23 protein-coding genes are annotated in these 24,629 nt (G+C 42.2%); 10 read left to right on the top strand and 13 right to left on the bottom strand.

Features of this window, described 5'->3' with window-relative positions:
- Positions 1-93: 93 nt before the first annotated feature.
- Together J7I42_RS16490 and J7I42_RS16485 are read right to left on the bottom strand one after the other, a co-directional pair.
- Positions 94-552: a hypothetical protein gene (locus tag J7I42_RS16490; protein ID WP_209139939.1), complete on the bottom strand. Its 459-nt coding sequence runs from the start codon at positions 550-552 to the stop codon at positions 94-96.
- Between the two features lie 99 nt (positions 553-651).
- Positions 652-807 carry a lmo0937 family membrane protein gene (locus J7I42_RS16485; protein WP_209139938.1) on the bottom strand — a complete coding sequence of 52 codons (156 nt, stop codon included), beginning with the start codon at positions 805-807 and terminating at the stop codon, positions 652-654.
- Positions 808-1,278: 471 nt separating this feature from the next.
- On the opposite strand from J7I42_RS16485, the gene J7I42_RS16480 reads away from it, so the two are divergent.
- Complete coding sequence (locus tag J7I42_RS16480) at positions 1,279-2,376, top strand: AI-2E family transporter (protein ID WP_209139937.1); 1,098 nt, start codon at positions 1,279-1,281, stop codon at positions 2,374-2,376.
- A gap of 25 nt (positions 2,377-2,401) precedes the next feature.
- Here J7I42_RS16480 and J7I42_RS16475 read toward each other — a convergent pair whose 3' ends face one another.
- Positions 2,402-2,737: a hypothetical protein gene (locus J7I42_RS16475; RefSeq protein ID WP_209139936.1), complete on the bottom strand. Its 336-nt coding sequence runs from the start codon at positions 2,735-2,737 to the stop codon at positions 2,402-2,404.
- 164 nt (positions 2,738-2,901) lie between these two features.
- Here J7I42_RS16475 and J7I42_RS16470 point away from each other — a divergent pair, with 164 nt between their 5' ends.
- The 4 genes from J7I42_RS16470 to J7I42_RS16455 all read left to right on the top strand — a co-directional run bounded on the left by J7I42_RS16470 (position 2,902) and on the right by J7I42_RS16455 (position 8,222).
- Positions 2,902-4,542 (top strand): Na+/H+ antiporter, encoded by a 1,641-nt coding sequence (locus tag J7I42_RS16470; RefSeq protein WP_209139935.1) that lies wholly within the window; start codon positions 2,902-2,904, stop codon positions 4,540-4,542.
- A 127-nt stretch (positions 4,543-4,669) separates the two neighbouring features.
- Positions 4,670-5,209 carry a helix-turn-helix domain-containing protein gene (locus J7I42_RS16465; RefSeq protein ID WP_209139934.1) on the top strand — a complete coding sequence of 180 codons (540 nt, stop codon included), beginning with the start codon at positions 4,670-4,672 and terminating at the stop codon, positions 5,207-5,209.
- 408 nt (positions 5,210-5,617) lie between these two features.
- Positions 5,618-6,694, top strand: coding sequence for a fatty acid desaturase family protein (locus tag J7I42_RS16460; RefSeq protein WP_209139933.1), 1,077 nt, complete (start codon positions 5,618-5,620; stop codon positions 6,692-6,694).
- A gap of 1 nt (position 6,695) precedes the next feature.
- The gene (locus J7I42_RS16455; RefSeq protein WP_209139932.1) at positions 6,696-8,222 is read left to right on the top strand and encodes a B12-binding domain-containing radical SAM protein; all 1,527 of its coding nucleotides are present in this window, start codon (positions 6,696-6,698) and stop codon (positions 8,220-8,222) included.
- Positions 8,223-8,244: 22 nt separating this feature from the next.
- Here J7I42_RS16455 and J7I42_RS16450 read toward each other — a convergent pair whose 3' ends face one another.
- The gene (locus J7I42_RS16450; protein WP_209139931.1) at positions 8,245-8,820 is read right to left on the bottom strand and encodes a helix-turn-helix domain-containing protein; all 576 of its coding nucleotides are present in this window, start codon (positions 8,818-8,820) and stop codon (positions 8,245-8,247) included.
- A 212-nt stretch (positions 8,821-9,032) separates the two neighbouring features.
- On the opposite strand from J7I42_RS16450, the gene J7I42_RS16445 reads away from it, so the two are divergent.
- Both J7I42_RS16445 and J7I42_RS16440 read left to right on the top strand, forming a co-directional pair.
- Positions 9,033-12,401, top strand: a complete 3,369-nt coding sequence (locus J7I42_RS16445; RefSeq protein WP_209139930.1) for a CheR family methyltransferase — start codon at positions 9,033-9,035, stop codon at positions 12,399-12,401.
- 33 nt (positions 12,402-12,434) lie between these two features.
- Positions 12,435-12,821, top strand: a complete 387-nt coding sequence (locus tag J7I42_RS16440; protein WP_209139929.1) for a response regulator — start codon at positions 12,435-12,437, stop codon at positions 12,819-12,821.
- 40 nt (positions 12,822-12,861) lie between these two features.
- Here the strand turns inward: J7I42_RS16440 and J7I42_RS16435 are convergent, their stop codons facing one another.
- The 9 genes from J7I42_RS16435 to J7I42_RS16395 form a co-directional block, all read right to left on the bottom strand.
- Positions 12,862-14,178 carry a sialate O-acetylesterase gene (locus tag J7I42_RS16435; RefSeq protein WP_209139928.1) on the bottom strand — a complete coding sequence of 439 codons (1,317 nt, stop codon included), beginning with the start codon at positions 14,176-14,178 and terminating at the stop codon, positions 12,862-12,864.
- A 157-nt stretch (positions 14,179-14,335) separates the two neighbouring features.
- Complete coding sequence (locus J7I42_RS16430) at positions 14,336-14,866, bottom strand: dihydrofolate reductase family protein (RefSeq protein WP_209139927.1); 531 nt, start codon at positions 14,864-14,866, stop codon at positions 14,336-14,338.
- A gap of 77 nt (positions 14,867-14,943) precedes the next feature.
- Positions 14,944-15,204: a hypothetical protein gene (locus J7I42_RS16425; RefSeq protein WP_209139926.1), complete on the bottom strand. Its 261-nt coding sequence runs from the start codon at positions 15,202-15,204 to the stop codon at positions 14,944-14,946.
- Complete coding sequence (locus J7I42_RS16420) at positions 15,201-15,989, bottom strand: bestrophin-like domain (RefSeq protein ID WP_209139925.1); 789 nt, start codon at positions 15,987-15,989, stop codon at positions 15,201-15,203. Before J7I42_RS16420 ends, J7I42_RS16425 begins: the two co-directional genes overlap by 4 nt.
- 161 nt (positions 15,990-16,150) lie before the next feature.
- Entirely contained in the window at positions 16,151-17,005 is an 855-nt protein-coding gene (locus J7I42_RS16415) for an ABC transporter ATP-binding protein (protein ID WP_209139924.1), read from the bottom strand.
- 5 nt (positions 17,006-17,010) lie between these two features.
- Complete coding sequence (gene modB, locus J7I42_RS16410) at positions 17,011-17,685, bottom strand: molybdate ABC transporter permease subunit (protein ID WP_209139923.1); 675 nt, start codon at positions 17,683-17,685, stop codon at positions 17,011-17,013.
- On the bottom strand, positions 17,682-18,440 hold the full coding sequence (gene modA / locus J7I42_RS16405) for a molybdate ABC transporter substrate-binding protein (protein ID WP_209139922.1): 759 nt from the start codon (positions 18,438-18,440) through the stop codon (positions 17,682-17,684). The genes modB and modA overlap by 4 nt, the downstream gene beginning before the upstream one ends.
- 124 nt (positions 18,441-18,564) lie before the next feature.
- Positions 18,565-19,287: an alpha/beta hydrolase gene (locus J7I42_RS16400; protein ID WP_209139921.1), complete on the bottom strand. Its 723-nt coding sequence runs from the start codon at positions 19,285-19,287 to the stop codon at positions 18,565-18,567.
- 97 nt (positions 19,288-19,384) lie between these two features.
- On the bottom strand, positions 19,385-20,245 hold the full coding sequence (locus J7I42_RS16395; protein ID WP_209139920.1) for a helix-turn-helix domain-containing protein: 861 nt from the start codon (positions 20,243-20,245) through the stop codon (positions 19,385-19,387).
- 265 nt (positions 20,246-20,510) lie between these two features.
- Here J7I42_RS16395 and J7I42_RS16390 point away from each other — a divergent pair, with 265 nt between their 5' ends.
- The 3 genes from J7I42_RS16390 to J7I42_RS16380 all read left to right on the top strand — a co-directional run bounded on the left by J7I42_RS16390 (position 20,511) and on the right by J7I42_RS16380 (position 24,523).
- Positions 20,511-22,547, top strand: coding sequence for a GxGYxYP domain-containing protein (locus J7I42_RS16390; RefSeq protein WP_209139919.1), 2,037 nt, complete (start codon positions 20,511-20,513; stop codon positions 22,545-22,547).
- 190 nt (positions 22,548-22,737) lie between these two features.
- Positions 22,738-23,346, top strand: coding sequence for an RNA polymerase sigma-70 factor (locus tag J7I42_RS16385; RefSeq protein ID WP_209139918.1), 609 nt, complete (start codon positions 22,738-22,740; stop codon positions 23,344-23,346).
- Positions 23,347-23,404: 58 nt separating this feature from the next.
- Entirely contained in the window at positions 23,405-24,523 is a 1,119-nt protein-coding gene (locus tag J7I42_RS16380) for a FecR family protein (protein WP_209139917.1), read from the top strand.
- Positions 24,524-24,629 lie beyond the last annotated feature (106 nt).

The following is a 24,629-nucleotide window of genomic DNA, read 5'->3' as shown; positions in this document are numbered from 1 at the left end:
TAATATTCCTCATACTTTATTTATTAAAGAAAAAAGCAAGCCTGCCTGTATGGGCAAGCATGCTCGTTTCAGCTGCAGAAATGGGAGGTGTAATTATAGCTGCGTCCGCAGCGTATCGGAGACTGTTCGTTTGGTTGTTCCGTCTTTTATGTACTTATTTAATTTGTTTTGATTATTAGCTATTCTTTTCTCCAGGTTCTGGATGTCTTTATTCAAGTTGTCCAGGTTACCCGCTTCAATTCTTGCATTTTTTGAATTTTTCTTTGCCGCTTTGGCCTCTTTCTTTGCCTTTTTGGCCATTTGTTTATTATTCGGGTTTTCACTTAACTTGTCTGCTGCATTTGAATTTTTATTTGCAGAACTTTGTGCTTTCTCTGAAGCATCTTGTTTATTGTTCGTCTTTTGTTCAAGCTGATTTTGCAGTTTTCCCAGTTGCAATTGGTCCTTGCTTATCTCCGATACTAACGAAAGAGAATCTGTATTCACCTGGCCAAATATTGACATGCAAAAAAGTAACAAACCACTGGAAGTTAAAAATAATATCTTTTTCATATTGTAAAGGTGAGCTTATTCCCCGTGCCTTATATTATGCAGTTATAGAAAAGAATTACAGGATTCACACATTGCTTCTGGCTGCATCTTCCGACCCTTTTAATGAACATTTTTTTTCTGAAACAGACTTATGAGAATGGCAATAAACGCTAGAATAAGCAGTAGGTGAAACGGGCCTCCGGCGTTATAGCCAAAAACGCCTATCATCCATCCAATAATGAAAAAAATGCCAACGATATAGAGTAAGTTTCCCATTTGCATTTTATTGTCTGATTATGCGAACACTATTATTGTATTCGATCAAAGTATGTAATACTTTTATTTTTTCAATGATCTTATTTCTAAAATTTCCATGGTGCCTGATTTTGCTAACTTCGTACAGGGCACTTTTATAATTAACTACAGCTTCTTCGTACAAGCCATTATTTTCATTTCTTAATGCCTCATTATATAAGTCAACAGAAATATTCTTTTTTCGTAGCACTAAAGGACGCAACACAAGAATAATAACTGACAGCCCTATGAATAAAAGAAAGTAGGAATAAAAAAGCATATAAATGTTATTTACAGTGCTGGATGTAGCACCTGTAAAGGTGGTCACTTTCTGGTTTTAATGATTACATTTTTATAGAAATATATTATATAATTCACACTATTTCTGCACGCATATCCCTTCGGGGCGTGCTGGTACTGCGTTTGCATTACTTGATTCATGAAATTATCTATATGAAAGAAGTTCCTGTCACCATAAAACGTTCAATTGAATTGCTCGGCCTGGTTCTGATCGGATGTATAATTGTAATTGGGAAAATTATCATCATGCCTCTCCTGATGGCATTTTTTATTAGTATTATGTTGTTGCCAGTATACCGCTTCTTCAGAAAACGAAAATTACCGGAATCTTTAGCTGTTTTTTTATCGATATTATTAGTGGTCATCGGAACTGCCCTCATAGTTTGGTTGTTTTACAGCCAGATAAGCTTTCTCATTTATGATTTTCATAAAATACAGAAAAATTTAACCACTCATCTTAATGCGTTGAGTTTATGGATCAGCCGGGTATTTGGCTTCTCACCCACAGAGCAGGTGAAATTTATTAATGAGCAAAGCAATAAATTTCTCAGCTACGCAGCCAATGTTTTAAGCGGTGCGGCTGGTTCAGCTACAGGCATTTTAATATTCTTTGGGTTATTACCAATTTACACCTACCTGTTAATAATGTATAGAGGCATTTTTATGAAATTCATATTGATGTGTTTTGAGCCTAAAGACCATGGGAATATAGAAGACATTACGCTGCAAATTGAAAAGATGGGTAAAAAATACCTGTTAGGCTTGCTGATCCAACTCTGTTATATTACTATTCTGTTATGGGCAATACTGGCTATTTTCGGGATAAAACATGCATTGCTGATAGGAATTATGTTTGCTTTCTTAAATCTCATCCCATATCTCGGTGCATTGGTCGGTAACATTTTAGGTGTATTGATTACATTGGCTTCATCTGAAAGTATATCCGACATTCTTTTTGTGTTGGGTGCTATTGCTGTGGTACAATTCCTGGATAATAATATTTTAATGCCGCGTATTGTAGGTTCACAGGTGAGACTCAATCCGCTCATTTCCATCATCGGTATTTTTATCGCCGGAACAATGACAGGCGTATCCGGAATGTTCCTTGCACTGCCGATAATAGCAGTGTTAAAGATTATATTCGACCGCACTGAACAATTTAAAAAATGGGGGGTACTATTAGGTGATGAGAGACCAGCAAAAACTAAGTATTTACCGGGCTATTCTGCGAAGAATAAAATAAGCTTATGAAATGCATCCGGGACTTATTATCGGACTATGGGTTGCCTAACAGAAGTTGTTTGCTAATGTACTCTTCATAATCTTTAAGAAAAGTTTTGTTGTTGCGGGCCGATTCAAATAATGATTCCAAATGCGAAGTTTTGAAAAAACCGGTTGTAACTATTCGGGTGAGTGCAGGATTCGCATCAACCCAGGCAATAGGGAGGGTGTGGTTCTTTAAATACGACACAATGATCTCAGCTTTGAAATAAATAGAAGTAGCTGAGATCCCTGATCGTAAAGCAGAAAGTTCACTCATTGCATTTGGATAGTTTGCCGGATTAAACTTCTCGTTGTTCTTTATATTAATATTACTGGTATTGTTTGACATAAAATTTGTGAGATTGAATATCCCTAAACCTTTTCATCATTCCTATGTTTAAATGTGTGGGAATAACTAAATATTCAATAATATACAAAACTGTATCTTTTAATTCAAATAGCTGTTACTTAATGGGAGATTAAAGTTATATTATTCACACATTTGAATGAAAAATGGAAAACTTTAAGGTCATCATTTTTATATTAGTAGTGTTGATCAGTTTATCGGCTCTTATTGATAAACTAAAACTTCCTAATCCCGTTTTTCTGGTGTTGGTGGGGCTGATCATTGGCTTTGTACCTGTATTGCCTGACCTGGTTATGGACCCGGATGTTATATTTCTTGTCTTTTTACCTCCCTTGCTTTATGATGCGGCTTTCCGCACTTCCTGGCATGAGTTTAAAACTAATATAAAACCGATATCAGCCTTAGGCGTCAGTCTTGTTTTTATTACTACACTTGCTGTTGCCATTACAGCCCGTTATTTCATTCCAATGTTTAGTTGGCCTCTGGCTTTTCTAATGGGTGCAATCATTTCTCCGCCTGATGCGGTAGCTGCAACCGGCATCATTAAAGGGCTTGGACTGAATACAAAGGTCATCAGTATTCTGGAAGGTGAAAGCCTTGTTAATGATGCTTCTGCTTTAATTGCCTACCGGTATGCACTGGTGGCAAGCATTACAGGGAGTTTTATGTTATGGCATGCTGGTTTAGAGTTTTTGTATGTTGCAGGTGTGGGCATAATTATGGGTTTGTTGATTGGCTTTATATTGATATTTATTCATAAAAGAATCGAGAACCAGTTTATAGTTGAAACAAGCCTAACTTTGTTAACCCCTTTTTTGTCCTATTTAGCTGCTGAACAGGTACATGCCTCCGGTATACTGGCTGTAGTAAGTACCGGACTTTTATTAGCATGGCGTTCTCCGGAAATATTTTCTTACCAGACCAGGATACGAACAAGAGTGGTTTGGGACACTTTAATATTTTTGCTGAACGGCTTTGTGTTTATTCTTATTGGTCTGCAATTACCTGGTATTTTAAAGCAATTAACAAGTTATAAATTCTCTGCCCTTATAGGATATGGAATGATCATTAGCATGGTGACTATTTTGGTACGCATGATTTGGGTATTCGGGGGTGCATATTTACTCAGCATGTTTAAACTGGATAAGAAAAAACATAACGGTGTAACCTCAAATCAGGAACAGTATGGCGACTGGAAAAATGTTTTAGTAGTAGCCTGGACGGGAACAAGAGGGGTGATCTCCATGGCATTAGCCCTTGCGCTGCCGCTTACCCTTTATAATGGAAGTACCTTTCCGCAGAGACACCTGATCATCTTTGTGTGCTTTGTTGTGGTTTTTATAACACTGGTAGTACAGGGATTCTCACTTCCTTTGTTGATCAGGCTGCTTGAGGTGAAGCCTTCTGTTAGTGAGGATAAGGAAGAAAAAGAACTCCAATTGTATATGGTGAACAGTACCCTGCATTTTATTGATCATGAATTTTACCCGCAACCGGAAGAACGGATAAGAATGGAGTTAAAAAATAAATTTGAACAGGTTGCCAACAAATTAACCAATGAGATCGATATACATACCAGGAATGAAAACCAGGAAGAACAGGTACCTGTAAGAACGCTTACCGAAATGCAAAAAGCACAGATAGAGATCCGCCGGTTTCAACGGGAACTGTTGTTGAAACTCCATAAAGAAGGCCAGTTCAGCGATGTGGCAATAAGGAAGGTAGAAAGGGATATGGATATAGATGAACTGAAAATGAATCAATTGCTTCCTAAAGAAGATAAATAAAGAAGTTTTTGCGTACATTTAAGTACGGAACGCGATCAGGCCTGTGCTACCCTTCCATACAGGCGGTAAATTTTATACTACCTGTAAATACTGTAAATATGCTCCTTTGATATTGTATATTAAAAATATGGTTTGTCTCCGCTGTAAGATGGTCGTGAAAGAGGAGTTGACAAAACTGGGTATCCATTATACTTCAGTAGAATTAGGCGAGGCGGAAGTGGTTGAGAATATTTCTGCTGAACAACATGAAAAGATAAAGGCAGCGTTATTGAGATCGGGACTTGAATTAATGGACGACAAAAAGAGTATATTGATCCAGAAAATAAAAAATGTTATTATTGAATTAGTCCATTATTCAGAAGAGCCATTAACCATAAATTTTTCTGAATATTTAAGCCTTAAATTAAATTACGACTATACATACCTGGCTAATCTCTTTTCCGAAGTGCAGGGTACCACAATTGAAAAATTCCTAATCGCTCACAAAATTGAACGGGTAAAAGAATTACTTGTATATAATGAGTTAAATTTAACTGAAATCTCCTACCGGTTACATTATAGCAGTGTGGCGCATCTTTCAGCCCAGTTCAAGAAAGTAACCGGTCTCACTCCTTCACATTTTAAACAGTTAAAGAATAAACGACGATCCATGCTGGATGAAATGTGATGTTACATCTTTTCATGAGAAAAACGATAGCGTGTTCCTGAATGTGTGAATTATGTAACATATTTAAAAAACTGTATAATAATAACAAAAAACCGGCTTTTATCTTTGTTCCGGTTTTTCATAGGATATTGGATTAATCAGGGCTGGATTTTTATCCGGGCCCTTTTTTTATGAATATAAAATGGTGACATTCAATAACTGCCAGTAATTTAAATGATGCCCATCATAAGAGGCGGTTGGCGGTATATGCATTGGCTGATAATGTGTGAATAATATAACTCTCACTCTGAAGTATATAACAATTCTACGGTGAAATTCAGGCAACTTTGGTGGAAGCAGCTTTATTGATTTAAATGATAAACTGGTTACAATATCAGAAAAAAATTATTTTACCAACAGTGTTCGGAGATGCCAAAAATCACATTTAGCAATAAAAATCATTTGTTTTTCCAGTCTGTTAAAAATTCAGTGGAAGATTATTTTCAAAACAACCGGCTCAAAAAAACCGGAAACTGGAAATTGTATGTAAAAGCGCTAATACTGATACCACTTGCTGTTGCCATCTATTGCTGGTTGCTGTTTGGCAATTATAGTTGGCCGGTTGGAATAATACTATCCGGGTTGTTTGGGTTTACGCTGGTATGCATAGCGTTTAATGTTATGCACGACGCCTGTCATGGCAGCTATTCTGGAAAGAAATGGGTAAATGAATTCATGGGATTAAGTATGAATATTTTAGGTAGCAATGCATTTCTTTGGAAGATTAAGCACAATATTATTCATCATACTTATACCAACATAGAAGGGGTTGATGATGACATCGCCAATGGTCCGTTATTAAGGCAATGCATTACCCAAAAATGGATGCCTATACATCGTTACCAGTTCATCTATATGTTCATCCTGTATTCTGTAAGCACGCTTGCCTGGATGTGGGGTACTGATTTTCATAAATACTTTTCAAAAAAGATCCATACTACCGTTATTAAAAAAATAAATGCAGGGCAACATATCATGTTCTGGGTTAGTAAAATGCTGTATATATTTTTTTATGTTGTTGTACCAGTTTGTTTTTTAGGATGGCAGGCATGGTTAACCGGTTTTTTAATTCTTCATATAACAATGGGTCTTGTATTATCTGTGGTATTTCAACTGGCTCATGTGGTTGAAAAAACTTCTTTTGATTCTGTTGCAAAAGAAAATAAGGTAATAGCATCGGAATGGGCTATTCATGAGGTGAAAACTACAGCCGATTTTGCGCCTAAAAATAAAGTGATTAGCTGGCTGGTAGGTGGATTAAATTTTCAAATAGAACATCATCTTTTTCCGCAGATCAGTCATATACATTACCCGGCATTAAGTAAAATAATACGGAAACAATGTGAGTTATTTGGCCTTCCCTATAACTATTACCCAACACTGCGGCAGGCCATTTACTCGCATGTTCAGCTCATGAAACAATTAGGAAGAAGAAATCATCAATAATATGCGATCGCTTAAAATAGGGGTTATTGACCTCGTATGTAAAAATCCCTCCAATTCATTGTGGGCAAAGATCATGCATGCTAACCTTGCCAGTATTATGCCGCAGGTTGTTGCTACCTGGTGCGAACAGGAAGGGCATACCGTCACTATGATCTGTTATACGGGGAGTGAAGATCTGGTCAAAGAGCTACCGAAGAATGTAGACCTGATTTTCATCAGCTCATTTACCCAGGCTGCGCTTCTGGCCTACGCAATCAGTAACTATTTTCGTAGCCGTGGGGTTATGACCGTGCTTGGTGGTCCGCATGCACGGTGTTATCCAGATGATGCTATTCAATATTTCGATTATGTGCTAGGCTTTACCGACCGGCGAATAATTACTGAGTTATTGAATAATTGTACACCTCAGCGCCCTGCAGGAAAAAAAATGTGTGCCGGTAAACAACCGGCATCTTTATGTGGGGTACAGGAACGATGGAAGTTTATTGAGCCTACTTTAAAGAAGGCCCCTTTTATAAAGATCGTACCTATCCTGGGAAGTGTCGGTTGTCCCTATACATGTCCGTTCTGTATTGATTCAACGGTCACTTATCAGGCATTGGATTTTAAAACTATAACTTCTGATCTTCAATTTTTGCTTACAAAGTATAAAAGACCATATATAGCATGGCATGACCCGAATTTTGGTATCCGGTTTGACGAAAGTATGCAGGCAATCGCTTCCGCTGCACCGCCTAAGAGTTTTCGTTTTATTGCGGAAAGCAGCCTTTCCATTTTAACAGAGCCTCACCTGAATAAGTTAAAGGAAAATGGCTTTAACGCCCTGCTTCCCGGAGTTGAATCGTGGTATGAGTTGGGGAATAAATCGCGGTCTGCACATATTACAGGAACGGAAAAAGTAAAGCAGATCTCTGAACATATAAATAAGGTCTTTCGCTATGTGCCATACGTGCAAACGAACTTTGTGCTGGGCCTTGATAGCGATTCGGGTGCCGAACCTTTTGAGCTTACCAAACGCTTTTTAGATTATTCCCCTAACGCATTCCCCGGGTTTTCGCTCCTTACTGCTTTCGGAGAGGCTGCGCCTCTAAACCTGGAGTATCAAAAGGCAGGACGGATCCTTCCGTTTCCTTTCCATTTTCTTAATAATCATTTGGCCATGAATGTAAAACCCAAAAATTATGATTGGGTTGATTTTTACGACAAAGTGATTGACCTGACAGAATATGCTTTTTCACCAAAGGCAATTTATCGCCGTTTTATGCATACGCAGGGGTTTACACCTAAATGGATGAATGTTATGCGCGCTATTTCTTCGGAAGGATGGGGCCGGTTGAAATTTTACCGGCAGGTTAGGCAAAACCTTGTTCAGGATCGCAGCTTTAGAAAATATTTTGAAGGGGAGTCACAGCAATTGCCGGAGTTCTATAAAAACATTATTAAAAAGGACCTCGGTGTGTGGTGGCAATGGCTGCCAGATACCGCCCTGTCACATAATGCATATGCTTACCTTCAGAAGGCAAGTTAGGTGATTACGAAATGATCCCCGGCTATTTCTGATCACGGCAAATGTTTTCTACAAGATCACGTTTATTGCCGTTGCTTTGTTTGAAGTGAGTAGGGGTAAGGCCGGTGACTTTTTTGAATTGGGCCGAAAGATGTGCTACACTGCTATAGTGCAGTGTAAAGGCTATATCAGTGAGGGAAAGGTCTTTGTTAAGAAGTAATTCCTTAACCCGTTCAATTTTATGACAGATATAGAATTTTTCTATAGTAATTCCCTGTTGAGTTGAAAACAGGTTGGACAAATAGGTATAATCATATTGCAATTGATGACTGAGGTATACAGACAGGTTTTTGACTAAGGGGTCGTCTGAATGATAAATGAGCTTAATAATAAGGGTCTTTATTTGTTGTACCAGGATCGTTTTTTTGTCTTCCAGTACTTCCAGATCTAATAATAACAGCGTGGACCTGATCTGATCAAGCTGGATATCGGAGATGTTTTCTTTCAGGCTAACCTCCCCCAGATTTACTTCGCTATATTGGATCCCAAGCCTTTCCAATGCATCTTTTACGGCCATAATGCAGCGGATGGTGACCATATTTTTAATGTAGAGTTTCAAGTAAGTATATTTTCGATATAATTGACTTAAACAGGAAGCTCTCTTAGGGGATTAGGACTGTAGATAATTAGGTATGGAAAATAGATTATGCCATAATTATACCAGTTCTGCCGCTGCTTCCATCTTCACGAGGACTGCGAATTGTAAACATAAAGTTAATAAACGTACCTTGGAAAGGTATTTTGATCATAGTTTTCAGCAAAAGCCAGATCATGTCTGAAATGCACAATAAAATTAAAAACAAGGACCGTTCTGATAATCTTTTTCCGGTAGTTGGCGTGGGGGCTTCAGCAGGAGGCCTGGATGCATTTAAAAGACTGATCAGAGCAATCCCAGAGAATGCCGGGGTTGCCTATATTTTAGTACAACACCTGGAGCCTTCTCATGACAGTATGCTGGTGGAGATCCTGCAAAAGATCACCTCCATCCCTGTACAGGAGATCACTAATAATGTAGTGGTTGAACCAAACCGGGTGTATGTGATCCCTTCCAATAAATTGCTGACGGCAAATGATGGCCGTCTTGAATTAAGTCCCCGGGGGCCGAAAGGTGAGCGGAATATGCCCATTGATCTGTTTTTCACCTCCCTGTCTGAAGTTCACCAGAGCCAGGCTATCGGCGTGGTTTTATCCGGGACCGGAACTGATGGCACCCAGGGATTGATGGCGATCAAAGAGCATGGGGGCTTTACTTTCGCCCAGGAAACACAATCTATTGCCTTTCCCGCCATGCCTCAGAGCGCTATCGACGCGGATGTGGTGGATTTCGTGCTTACGCCAGAAGAGATCCCATTACAACTGGCCAGGATATCGGAAATTTTCAGAAAAGGTTTGGAAGCGGAGAAAGATGGCAAAACGGCCAGTGAGGATGCATTTCGTCAAATAATTGCGTTATTACGTGTACGGAAAGGGAATGATTTTACCTACTACAAACAGACTACTATCCGCCGGCGTATCGTTCGCAGGATGGGATTGAATAAGATTGAAAATATCACTGATTACCTCACCTATTTCATGGAGAGTGTTGCAGAACAGGACCTTCTGTATCAGGACCTGCTTATTCCGGTAACGGGTTTCTTCCGCGATCCGAAGGCTTTTTCCGTACTATACGAGTCGGTATTCCCAAATATCTTAAATGATAAAGATGATGCCAACCCGTTACGCATCTGGGTAGCAGGTTGTTCAACCGGAGAAGAGCCTTATTCAATTGCCATAAACCTGAGCGAATATTTAGGTGATAAGGTGGTTGACTATAAGATCCAGATCTTTGCGACGGATATTTCGGAAAGATCGATCTCAAAAGCCCGTACCGGCGTCTACTCCAAAAAAGAAATGGGCGGGTTAAGCGCCCAGCAGGTGGAGAAATATTTTACTAAAGTAAATGGCGGCTATCACGTCAATAAGTCCATCAGGGATATGTGTGTGTTTGCCTGCCACAACTTTTTAAAAGATCCGCCCTTTGCAAAAATGAGCCTGATCAGTTGCCGGAATGTGCTGATCTATATGGAAACATTCCTCCAAAAAAGAGCGCTTACCACCTTTCACTACGCGCTGAATGAACATGGGTTTTTATTTTTGGGCAATTCTGAGACTACGGCGCCTGCAGCAGAGCTATTTGCAGCCTACGGAAAAAGTGAAAAGATCTATACCAGAAAAAGCGTTCCCGGAAAGTTTTTACATCTGGCTTCCGCCAGAACGGAAAATATTCCGAAAGGCAATGGGAACACGCTTAAAAAGGAACCAGGGCGCGACGATTTTCAACGGGGCGCCGATGAAATAATCCTGGCAAAATTTTCCCCTTCCGGGGTAGTGGTGAATGAAGAAATGGATATTGTTCAGTTCAGGGGAGGGGTGGGTGCGTGGTTGGAGCCATCACCAGGAAAAGCAAGCCTGAATGTTTTGAAAATGGTTAAACCAGGGCTGGCATTTGAACTGCGGAATGCCTTGCATAAAGTAAAAATGGATAACAAACCCGTAGTGAAAAAAGGTATTTCTCTTGTTTCTCCCGATAAACAGCAATTCGTGACCATTGAAGTTATCCCGTTGCTGAATACCATCGAACGTTATTACCTGGTGCTTTTTGAGGATACAATGACTAACCTGGCAGGGGAAGACCTGGAAGGGTCGACCAGGGATGCCCTGAATAGAGAATTGGCGGAAAGCGAACGGAACAATCAGTTGGAAAGGGAACTGGCCCAATTGCGTGAAGATATAAGAAGTATCACGGAAGACCAGGAAGCGGTTAATGAGGAGCTGCAAAGCGCAAACGAAGAATTGTTGTCAGGGAGTGAAGAATTGCAAAGCCTCAATGAAGAATTGGAAACATCGAAAGAGGAAATTCAAAGCACTAATGAAGAGCTGACTACCCTGAACCAGGAATTGATAGACCGGAATGATCAATTGAATATTTCCCGTTTGTACGCGGAATCTATAATAGCTACTATCCGCGAGCCCCTCATTGTGCTGGATAAGGACCTGAAAGTGAGAACGGCTAACCAGTCTTATTATAAAAAGTTCAAAACATCGGAGGACGAGACGGAAGGGAAATCCTTTTATCAGCTGAGGAATGGCCAGTGGAATATCCCTGCACTTCGATCGGCCCTGGAAAATAGTTTATTGACAGATGGCCGTATTACTGATGTGGAGGTTAAACAAAAAATTGATGAGATCGGAGAAAGGACCTTGTTGTTAAATGCCTGCCGGATCTCCAGAAAAGACAATGCTGAATTGTTGATATTACTGGCCTTTGAAGATATCACAGATACCAGGAACCGGGAACATGTGTTGATTAATTTTTCACGGGAACTGGAAATCAAAGTAGCCGAACGCACCCTATCACTTAAAGAAGCCAATACCTTGCTTAAACAATCGAATGAAAGCCTGGAACAATATGCAACAATTGCTTCCCATGATTTGCAGGAACCCTTGCGAAAGATCCAGACTTTCTCGGCCCTCCTTAATGAACGGTTTGGTAAAAATATTGCTGGTGAAGCCAAGGAACTGATCGACAAGATCAGCGTGGCTGCACTGCGGATGTCCGGGCTGATCCGTGATGTGTTAAATTTTTCAAAGGTATTAGACTCCAATGTTTTTGAACGGGTAGACCTGAACGTTATTCTGCAAAATGTCAGAAACGATTTTGATATGCTGATTGAACAGAAAAAAGCCGTTATAATGCAGGATAAGCTTCCGGTTATTAAAGCAGTGCCTTTGCAAATGAACCAGCTTTTTTACAATTTGCTGGGAAATGCTATTAAGTTTTCCAGGCCTGATGTGTCGCCGGTAATCCATATTACCTACAGAACACTCATGGCTGGCGAAGTTCAAACCTATCCATCTCTTAACAGCGCCTCAACTTATTGTGAAATCGTTTTTTCTGATAACGGGATAGGGATCGAAGAAGAATTTATGGAACAGGTCTTTCTCATATTCCAGCGATTAAATGCAAGGGATCGTTTTGAAGGAACAGGTATCGGCCTGGCCTTATGCAAAAAGATCGTGTTAAATCATAAAGGTGAAATTTATGTGAGTTCAAAAGAGGGGATTGGGACGGAATTTCATGTTCTTCTTCCTATAGAATAAAGGATCACTTTTAAATTTCTTCAAAAAAAGACTATGATTATTTTGCTTATTGATGATGATGAGGATGACCGGAAGTTGTTCTTTGAGGCTACAGCAGAATATGATGACACTATTAAATATATTGCTGCGGCTGATGCCCGGGAAGCATTGCTATACCTGAAAGATGCGGCCAATGTGTTGCCGGATTTTATTTTTCTGGATTTAAGAATGCCAGGCCTGAACGGAGAGCAATGCCTGATAGAAATAAAAAAAGATCCCCGGCTGGCTGCAATTCCGGTTATCATTTATACAACTTCCAGGGATGAAAAGGAATCTGCCAGGTTAAAAGGACTTGGCGCTGCACATTTCATGAGCAAACCGGTTTTGCCGGATGATGTGTATTATATGGTGTCTTTTGTGTTAGGTGAAAAATGGAACTGATTTGGATTTTCCTGATCGGATTCCGGATTTATGTATTTCATCAGTCTGCAACTTCCGCTCCCCCTGTACTATATGGCTCCGCCGGTAAACCCGCATTGTTGAACAGATTTGGTTGTGCATCTTCTTTCCAGGCAAATCGTAACATCACCGGATCAGGAACTGAGGGCGAGCTTACCTGCACATATTTGTTCTTCATGATCATTCCCGTGGCCGGATAAAATTTTCCATCCTTTCCCGCCAGTTCAAAGCCTGCGATCTTGCTGCTATCATGCGCTACCAGTCCTGACTCAGCATTTGCAAAATTGACAACAGCCTGATGATTATTGTAGCTCACTGCATTAATGCGCGGACCTTGCGAAACCTGCTTTACATGAAAAGTGCGGTCCAGCGCCAGCCAGGCCAATCGCTTGCCAATTTCCCATTTGTAGGTAGGATGAATATCCTGCAGATTGTCTGCGAGGTCGGTGGTAATAATGCGGGCTGTATGGTGGGTAGTAGCGAGTACTTTATCCTGGGCCGCACGGAAAAAGGCCAGGCTGCGCTCATTCTGTTTGAGCTTACCTTTGGATTGGCTGTAGTAGAAGGGCGCAATCTGCACGTAATAAAAAGGCAGGCTGCTGCTGTTCCAAAGGTCACGCCAGCTTTTTATAAGCAACAAAAAGCTTTGGGTATATTCCTCCCGCTGATTCAACATGCAATTGGTTTCGCCCTGATACCAGAGAAAGCCATTCAATGCATAGGGGGCCAGTGGTTTTATAAGACCCGAGAAGAATTTACCGGCAGGTTCTACCGAATCTTTGTTTTGAGCAGATGGCCTTGCGGGCAGCCAGGGCTCAATAGCCGAGCCGGGTACGGACGCAGCTATCATACCAACAGGTACATGCAACCGCGCTTGTAATTCCCGGGCATAGTAATAACCGGCGGCAGAAAATTGTCCTACCCAGGGTGATTCAGCCTTTTGCCAGCCTTTATTCCGATCGGAAGGTTTGTTAAGATCGCGATGCACCAGAAAGAGCCGGATGGCCGGATTGTTTTCCTGGCTTACCTGCAGGGAATCCAAACCCTGAGACCGTTTAGCCTTATACCAGTGCGCACTTCTGTTCATGGTATATTCCATGTTGCTTTGTCCGGAGCACAGCCATACTTCACCAACCAGCACATCTTTGTATTCAACAGTATCTCCACTGATCACGAAAAGGGACTGCCCATTGCTGTTAGCAGGCATGGGATCGAGCAGGAGCTGGAAGGACCCATCTGCACCGGCTACACCTGGTTTTACCTGGTTACCAAAGATCAATTTAACCGAAGCGCCTGCTGTGGCCTTACCATATACGGGAACCGGCTTATTGCGTTGCAAAACCATATGATCGCCAAATACGAGGGGCAACTCAGGTTTGGCAGCGGCACTTAATACAATAAAGGAGGAAAGGAAAAAAAGTAACTGTTTCAGGGTAGTTGTGTTTTAGAATGAAAAAAGCTGATAAGCGGCCGGGTGGTTTATTATTCTTAGGGTTTTAGTCGTTCCTGACATCATACCAGAGCTGAACCAATCCCGAAGGATAACTTAAGCTTCTTTTGAGGGAAAGTTTTTGTTCCAGGTTGTTATCCTTGAAAAGCCGGATACCATCACCCAACAAGTGGGGGATCACACTGACAATAATACGGTCAATTAAGCGGTGGTGTAATAACTGATACACTATTTCAGCGCCGCCGTCGCAATAAATGTCTTTTCCTTCCTGTTGCTTTAAGGTAGTAACCAGGGGAATAAGGTCATCAGCATATTCAGCGTGTTCTTCTTTTCCTGTTTTTGACCTGGAAATAACAAAGATCTTTTTGTCCTTATTGGGAACACCCTTTCCAAAAGAAAGTACCTTATCGAAGGTCTTTCTTCCCCAGATGATGGTATCAATATTTTGTAAATGGTCGGCATAGCCGTAGTCTTCATTGGGAATTTCTACCATTGACAAAAAGTCAATATTGTCGTCCTTTTTGGCAATGTACCCGTCAAGGCTCATGGCTATATATAAGATCAGTTTTCTGCTCACCAGGTTTCTTTACTGGCTAAGATACACCGTTCTTTCTAAAAGTGTAAAAACTACGGTTTAAAATCGGATTACAATTTCTAATCTCCCTCTACAATCGACGAACCATCAGGTGTTATATGTACTTCCTTCTCTTTGCCATTGTCTTTAAAATCAACTTCGAAAAAGAATTTGCCATCTTCTTTTTCTGCCTCCCAGGTGGCTTGCTCGGCCGATGGGTATTTTGCTTTAAACGCGGCCAGTACATTGGGTGGCACCTCGCTTTCCTGGATATCAAAGGATGAATCCGATGAAGAGGAGCACGATGCGAATAAAATCATAATAATAAATGAACGTATCATGGCAGATTTTTCCTTAGGTTGACTATTTCTTTTTCTGCATTTTCAAGATTTATATAACCTTGCCGCGGACGCCCCAGTTCCATTATCAGGTATAAAGCAACGGAGAGCATAATGGCAAAGGCCATTGAGAACACCGGATTTCTTCCGCCTGGTTTCAAGCCATAACCGGTCAAAAAACTGGCTACAAAAATCAGGATCAGCAAAACAACAAGGATCAGGCTGGGGACGGTTGCTATCCTTCCGGCTTCCCGTGAAATAACCATATTTCTCAAATTGATCAGTGCCGGCACCAATTGCTCGGCAAGGGGCCTGTTATATTGGTCCTTTATCAACAATGCGTTTTCGTTCCAGATGCCATTGAAATATTTCCGGGTATTTTCCAGCGCAGTATTTATTTTTTCCGGGTTATCGCCCGCATCATAATAGGCGATCCTTGATTCCAGGTAGTTTTTATAATCAGGGATCAACGTTTTTTTTATACTATCAGGAAAGAGGCTGCATCGGAGTAAACCTGTATTTAGCAAATTGGCTTCATCGATGATGGTTTGCCGGCGGGATTCATATTTTGTGGAAACCATACCAAACGTAAACGCCAGCAATAATGCCATCAGTCCCATAAGCGCCCCTTCGGCGGTGCCTAAACTAATTTCCTTATCAGGTTGGCGTTTGGCGACTCTTTTCTTAACCCAATAGCCCAACCAATTAAACGCAAAGATCTGGATGAAAAAAATGAATGCGAGCAACATGGCATTCACCTGAAAAAGATTTTCCCTAAGCGCGTTCATGGTTTTTATATTAAAGGAAATTTACGAATGATTTAGCCCTCCCGGATGGGTTAACAGTTAAACAGCAGCAAGGCTGCCAAGGTCTCAAACCGTGGCACGCCAACTAAAAAGCCATCCCGTCACCGGGATGGCTTTTAAAATTTTGGGTGTTTATTTCTTGGTTATTTCTCCTTTTTTGAAACAGCGGCCCTCATATTACTACAGGTGATGTCGACCTTATCATCAGGGTTTAGTTTTTCTCCCGCTGCCGGCACGCTTACCAGGCGGTTTTCAATTAAAACAACTGCGTTGCCATTCTCCTCGATCGAGATTATATTCCCGGTTATTTTTGCCGCCTCATTCCCGTTCTGGAAAAACCGCGCCGGCGTTGTTTGCTGTTGGAACCGGCCTTGTTCAAGATGAATAACAGTATCTGACAGTTTGATGATCTCATTGGCATTATGGCTCACCAGGATGGTGGTCAGTGCAAAACGCCGGTGTATTTCCTTTAAGGTGTCCTGCAGGTATACCCGCATCTCATTGTCAATGGCCGACAGCGGCTCATCCAGCAATAAAATGGCCGGTCTTTTGGCAATGGCCCTTGCCAGCGCCACGCGTTGCTGCTGGCCGCCGGAAAGCGTTTGGATCTTTCTGGCCGCAAGATTGATCAGCCCGGTAAGCTCGAGTAATTCATCTACAATAGCAGGGGATTCATTTTTACCTAATGCAAATCGGATGTTTTCCCGCACATTCATATTGGGAAACAGGGCATAGTCCTGGAAAACAAACCCGATCTTTCTTTGCTGTGGCTCTATGTGCTTTTTGGCGGAAGCATGGTACCAGACCGAATTGTTTACATTGATATACCCGTTGTCAGGTTTCATAAAACCCGCCAACATACGCAGAATGGATGTTTTACCAACGCCCGAGGCGCCGTATAAGCTCACAAATTTCCCGCTTTCGATCCGGGCGCTTACATTCAATTGTATTTCACCTTCTGCCGTATGTAAGTTCTTTTGCAAGGAAAAATTGATCATAGCGCTCAGTAAAATTTTGTCTGCTGCATTTTACGGTTGAATGAATAGAGTATCAGTAATATCGCAAATGATAACACCAGCAAAATGCCTGCATATACATTCGCATTATGGTAATTGAATGCTTCCACTTCATCATAGATTGCAATGGAGGCCGTACGTGTTTTGCCCGGCATATTACCCCCGATCATCAGTACCACGCCAAATTCCCCAACGGTATGCGCAAAGGTGAGCACAATGCCGGTGAGCAGGGATGGTTTGATGTTTGGCAGTAATACCTGCGTTAGCGTTTGCCACCTGGTTTTTCCCAATGAGAAAGCTGCTTCTTTTAAACTGGGCGATAAAGAAGAAAGACCCGATTGTATGGGATGCACCATAAAAGGCAAACTGTAGATGACCGATGCGATCAATAACCCCGAAAAGGAAAATACCAGCCGGATGTCAAACCATTCTTCCAGCCAATGGCCAAAAAAATTGGCCGGACTGAATGCCAGTAATAAATAAAACCCAATAACGGTAGGTGGTAAAACAAGCGGCATACTGACGATGGTCTTTACAATTATTTTGAAAAAGCCTTTATCACCGGATAGCCAGTTGGCCAACGGTACAGCTATAATAAACAAAATAAGCGTTGTGCTCAACGCCAGTTTTAAAGTAAGCCACAAAGGAGCTAACGCGATCATTTTACAATGTACCCAAATTTGTTATAAATGGCTTTTGCTTTGGCTGAATACAGGAAATTATAAAATTGTTTGGCTGCCCCTTCGTTGGCTTCTTTCGCGTGTTTCAACAGGGCGGCCGCCTGTTCAATAGGCGGATAATCCGCGGAATTTAATTCCACCCATTTGCCCTTACCCTTCATCTCACCGGAGATCACGATGGCCTTTGCCGTAAAGCCAATGTCTGCATTGCGGGTGGCAATGAACTGGCTTGTTTGGGTAATGCTTTCACCGGTTACCAGTTTTGAGGAAATAATAGCATACAGATTATATTTCTTCAAAATTGCTTCTGCTGCGCTGCCATAGGGCGCTGTTTTGGGGTTGGCAATAGCAATACTTTTAATAGCAGGGCTAACCAGAAGCTTCAGGTCCTTTGCCGGCTGAATGTTGGGTTTTACGCTCCACAATACCAGCAGCCCCTGTGCATACACTTTAGGCGGCTCCAGGGTAAAATGATTGTCCGCCAGCTTTTGGGGAAATTCCTTGTCTGCTGAAATAAAAATATCAAAAGGGGCGCCGTTCAGTACCTGTTGGGTGAGTTTTCCGGAAGCGCCCAGCACCACATCGATCTTTGTTTTGTTTGCTTTATTGAATTCTGTGATCAGTTCCTGTATGGTATATTGCATATTAGCGGCCACTGCAATGGTTAGTTTCGACTGGGCCAGTAATTGCAGTGAGCAGCTCATACTAATAAAGAAAAAAAGCATTTTCTTCCTCATCTGCTTCAGATTTAATTGATTACGAAGCTACGCTATTTGCGGCAAGATATAACGATTGGTTCATAAAACGGGCTGCCCCAACGTTAGTCGGAACAGCCCGTTTTGGCGTACTTACCAAGCCCAATTACTTACTGGCAACCAAACTTTCAGCAGCCACACTTTCCGCAGCTTCAATGATCACAGCGGCCACCTTTGCAGGTTGTGACATAAACACCACATGGCTTCCCTGTATTTCCGTTACTTTGGTATTGGAACGCTTGTACATATTCCGTTCAATGTCGGGTAAAATAGCTTTGTCCTCGGTGGCTACAATGCCAAAGGCTGGCTTATGTCTCCACGCGGCATTGGTAATGTTCGTAGCGAATGCGCTGGCGTAAAAGGCGCCTTGTGAAGCGTACATGAAATCTGCTTCCGCTTCGCTCAGGTCGGCACAAAAACCGGCATGGTACTTTTCTTTAACAAAATACAGAATACCGTTCTCATCGGGGGTAATACCGTTTTCCGGGGCAGGAGGGAGTGTCTGGATCCAGGTAAGGGGAGATTCGCCATTGTCGGGCTGGAAGGCGGCAATGTAAACGAGGGCTGCCACTTTGGGGTGATTACCGGCTTCTGTGATCACCGCACCGCCCCAGGAGTGACCGGCCAGAATGGTAGGGCCGTCCTGTTTGTCAAGGGCCAGCGTAGTAGCCTTCACATCGGCTTCCAGGGAAGATAACGGGTTTTGAACTACGGTTACATTATACCCTTTTTGGGTGAGCACTTCATAAAGACCTCTGTAACCTGATCCATCGGCGAAGGCGCCATGAACTAATACTACATTTTTAATGGGGGATGTTTGCTTTTCCATGTTATTTGATTGTTGAGTGATTTTGTTTGCTTCAACGATACAAAGATGGTACGGAAAAGGGCGTTGGATCTTGGGCTGATTTCCCGGTCAGTTGTAATTATTTCCCTTCTTTTGAGACCGGGGTCGCATGCCGGAAATCAACAGGCGATAAGGATGTGTGTTTTTTAAAAAAGTTAGAGAAATAGGATACGTCTTCAAAGCCTAATTCAAAGGTGATCTGCTTAACCGTTTTGCTGGTGTAGGTCAGCAACCTTTTGGCTTCAATAAGTATTCTTTCCTGTATTACCTGTGAAGGAGTTTTGTTATTATAAATGGCAAAAAGGTTCGACAGCGTTTTGGGTGATTTAAAAAGTTGTTGGGCATAAAAGCTCACCGAGTGCTCTTCTTTGAAATGCATTTCCACCAACAGATTGAATTTTCTTATCAAATGATATTTCTCTTCCTGCACTTTTTTCTCTGGCACATACTCCGATCTGGCCAGACGGGTTATATAGCTGATGAGCCGTTTCAATAAGGCCAGCAGCATTTCATTCTGGATATTATCGGTTGTTTTAAATTCATCCATGAATATGGCCGAGAGCAGTTTCAGTTTTTCCTGGGCTTCCTCCTGCAACCGGATCAAAATATGATCGGTACTGCCAAACAAAAAACCAACGCAGCTCACTTCTTTATCATGATCTATCAAACAGTAAAATTCACGGTTAAACTGCCAGGCAATGATCTCCTCCGATCTTTCGAATGAGAACGACTGGTTGAACAGCAGCGTTAGCAGGGTATTGGGTGGAAGATCATGTTCAGTGCCATCGATGGTCACGGTTTGCTTTTCCCCGGGATTCCAGGCTATGGTAAAGTATTTATTGAAACGGTCGCGACTGAAATATAAACGATCGAAACCAGGTTCATTCTTGAATAACAAAAGATCACCACCTGTTTTTTCGTCCTTCAGAATATATCTCATGCTGCAAGCTACAGGATAAAAGTGAAATTGTGTTTTACTTCTACGTTAAAGGACGCCCCTGGTCTTCTTTAAATTGTAATAACTGATCAACCGATCAACCGATCAACTGGTCAACTGGTCAACCTGCCACCCATATCAACGTATCAACCAACCTACCTAGTTTCAGCACTACAAGGCATTATAGCTTAACCGCTTACCCCTTTTTTATTTGGTATTTGCTAAATGCCGAAATTACAAGTCCATTAATTACATTAAACTGGTTTCTATGAAATTACTTACCTCGCTCTGTAGGCGAACAGGCTGGCTATTGCCCCTGTTACAATTGATCGTTATACCCGCAATGGCCCAGATCAGCTGGCCACAATCACAACTGCTTCCTACTTTTCCGGCCCCTGCACCAACGCAGGACCTCATCACCCTTCGCGAAACAAGTACCCGTTGGGAAGGCGAGGGGCCAAACTTAGGTCACAAGACCGGGCGCTTGGAATCCGATGGCTGGCTTTGCCAAACCGGAATAGATGCGCCTAACGATCATATGATCTATGGCCCTTATGATGCCACCATACCGGCAGGACCCAATGTGGCCGAGTTCCGCATGAAGGTTGACAACAACACCGCCAATAACGACCCGGTTGTTGATATCGATGTCAGGAACGCTACCACTGGCCAGGTACTGGCTTCACAAACAATTACCCGGTTACAATTTTCCATTGCAGGTGACTATGTAAATTTCACCTTGCCCTTTACCATGCCGGCCGATAACCAATCCATTGAACTGCGGGTATACTGGCGCGGTACCTCCTATACAAAGGTAGACTGGGTGGCTGTGCAGCAAAATGCGTCCTCTGCCGAAATGTATTTGTTTGCTTCACTGAAAGGTATAGTAAACAAAACAAAGCCACGTATTTTCTCCTATGAAGGGGATGCGTTTGCTGAAGGACCTTATACCTGGTTGCAGTCGTTGGGTTTGAGTTATACGGAGATCACCGATAAATACAGTCTTATAACCAAATACCGCAGCGAACTGTCCGGACTGATCGTATATGACCCAGCGCAGATCCATACGGTAAACCTGGCCACCGTAATGGCAAAAAGCAGGAAGGCCCTGATCGCTTCGCCTTTATTGGTAGCCCGTTTAACAGCTGCTCCCTATAATTTACCCGTGCTGGTTGACCTGCGCGGACAATATACCAGCAAGCTGCAGGTATACCAAACTTTATACAATACGTATTGGCCCGGCATCGATCACCGGTTAATAATTGGTTTAAACCCCGATGTGCATAAGGCTGCCCTGCGCGAATATGCTACTGCCCTGGGCGCTGCCGCTATCTGGCTCGATCCCAATGTAGCGGCTGAAAGTACCTTGTTAAACAGCTTTCTGTCTTCCATGCCGCCCGGTTCCAATTTTATGGGCTGGTGGCCCGAAGAACAACCGGGTGTACAACGTACTTCGCAATATGGTATTACCACTATTGCCAGCGATTGGTGTAGTAATTTAACCATGCACAGTGGTACCTCCAGAACAGTAACCCTTAAACCCGCGCCGCCCAAACCAACGTTGCAAAACAAATTGTATGTTGCCTTTATCTTAAGTGATGGTGATAACCTGCAGTACATTGAACATTTAATGCGCAAACTATGGAATAACCCAGACCGGGGTTCTGTGCCTATGGGCTGGACGTTATCACCCGCCATGTTGGATGCCATGCCCGGTGCCCTCAATTATTACTGGAAAACAGCCACCGATAATGATAACCTTATTTCCGGCCCTTCAGGGTATGGGTATACTTATCCGAACAGCTGGCCCAATCAAAACCTGCTGAATATGTTTGTGGCTAAAACAGACGATTATAACCGCCGTGCCGGTTTCAGGGTGATCACCATCTGGAATACTATTACTGGTGGCATTAACCAGAATGTTGGACAAACATTTGCCAGTATTGCGCCATCGTTGTTAGGCCTCACGGCGCAAAACACGGGTGGTGGATTGACCATTTATAATAACAGTTTGCCTGGCATGGCGCTTTCCTGCAACTACTGCACCAGTGAACAGGCAATGAAAGATCATATTGCCAGTGCAGCTGCAGGCTGGAATGGCACTTCGCCAAGATTCATCATCATTCAGGCGCAACCCTGGACGGATATAAAACCCACCAATTTCAAGAACGTGGCCAATTCCCTCAACAGTGATTATATAGTAGTTCGGCCCGATCATATTTTTCAATTGATCAGGGAAGCAAATGGGCTACAGGCGAACCCCGCTATAAATGCCTGCCGGTTTAATCCGATAACGAAGAAGTAATAATGAGAAGGTCTTCGATAGTGATTGATTGAATAAGCTGCATATCAATACACTAGATGCTGCTAAACTTTTTTGCTTGCCTTCCCGGCCAAAGTCGGGAGGGCTTTTTTGCGTTAAAATGACAGTTTTTTGTCAATGAGCACCATTTGTGCTTATTTTGTTGTTGTAACCTAGACGAAACAGCTTGCTAATGAACCGAAATCCACCGGAGAAAAATTTTGAAGGTGCTTCTACTGATGAGTGGCGATTTGATGATGCTTCCTTTGAAGACTTCTTTAAAAAGCAGTTTTCGTCATTATGCGCATACTGCCAGTTTAAGTTTGGGCTCGATCTCGACACGGCCAAGGAAGCAGTGCATACCGGTTTCATTAAGCTTTGGGATGCCCGTGAAAACCTGACCCCCGGCCTTTCCCCCAAGTCATATCTCTACAAGATCATCACCAACAATGTGCTCGATAGCCTGAAACACGGGAAGATAAAACAGCAATACATGCAGTTTGTATTGCATACGATGCCGGAAAATGCGTCCACCAATAGTTTTGATGAGCTAAGTGTAAAACAATTACAGTCAGAAATAAATGCAGCCATTGCTGAACTGCCCGAGCAAATGCGCCGGGTATTCGAATTGAGCCGGTTCGAGGGCCTGAAATACAGTGAAATTGCCGAACGGTTGAGTATTTCAGTAAAAACGGTGGAAACTCAGATGGGCAGGGCCCTGGCCAGGTTGCGGGAGAAATTGTCGCCCCATCTTTCTTACCTAAATATTGTATTGATTTTCAGTATCCTGTTTAATAAATAATTTTTTTTAACGCCTTTGTAAGGGTAATCCCTTTCCCAGTCGTATCAATTTATTGTGCATGGAACGAAACAATGAAATAAATGAGCTGATAGCCAGATTACTGATCAATGACCTGAATGAGGAAGAGCATGCGTTGGTAGTTGCCTGGATCAATGCCAGTGAGGAGAACCAGCGCTACTTTATAAATATCAAAAATGCCTGGCAGCTTACCGCTGTTAAGCTGACAGAACAGGTGAATGAAGACGTAGAATGGAATAAATTCAGAGAAAACATCTCTGCAAGAGATGCTAATGTTGTTCCCATTCACAAAAGATCGAACGGCGTTATTTTCCGCAGGGTTTTGCGGGTGGGTGTTGCTGCCGCGTTATTGCTGGCCATAGGGTTAAGCTGGCTTTATAAAAATAAAAATGGCCAACAGCGATCTGTTGTAAAGAAAACAGAAAATAAAAAGGAAAGTGTTGCTACAGTTTGGCAACACGAGGTAAATACAACAGGTAAAGAAAGAAAAATAATGCTGGCCGATGGTTCTTTGGTCGTGTTGTTCAACAATAGTGAATTAGTGTTTGAAAAACATTTTATAGAAAGATATATTAAACTCACCGGTAAAGCGTTCTTTAAAGTAGCAAAAAATGCAAGCAGGCCTTTTAGTGTAGAAAGTGATGCAATTACTACAACGGCGCTTGGTACTGAGTTTACCGTGGATGCATACAAAACGAAAAAGCAGATCACGGTACGATTATACAATGGGAGAGTGGTGATACAGCCTTTGGCAACAACAAATAACCTGCTTAAGAACGATGTATATCTGTTGCCAGGTCAGGAGTTTGTGTATGGCCCCCTTATAACATTGGTGCGTTCATTTGGGGCCGGCGGCAATCAGGAGCCGGTTGTAAAAAAGGAGGAGGAAGAAGTAATGCCCAATGACAATCCCATGTTGCCTGTAAATAAAAGCGGCTCCTGGCGCATGTATAACAACCAGGCATTGTCGCAGGTATTTGATCACCTGGCATCCAGTTACGGAGTGACCGTCGTGTATGATACTAAAGATGTGCAACAAAAATATTTTGTAGGTCAGTTCAGGACGACCGACTCAATAGAAATGATCTTGAATTTAATAACCAAAGCTAATAAACTAAAATGTACCCGTGAGGATAACACCTATATTATCCATCAATAAGTGAACCCAACCATTAATTAAGTAGACCAAACGATATTAAAACGGTGTACCGGACAGGAGCTGCTTTCTGGCCGGGCAGGTAACCCGTTTTTATTTAAAATGCAAG

This window comes from Niastella soli (assembly GCF_017742245.1).
In the GTDB taxonomy this organism is placed as follows: Bacteria; Bacteroidota; Bacteroidia; order Chitinophagales; family Chitinophagaceae; genus Niastella; species Niastella soli.
This window is presented reverse-complemented; position numbering and strand designations above follow the sequence as displayed.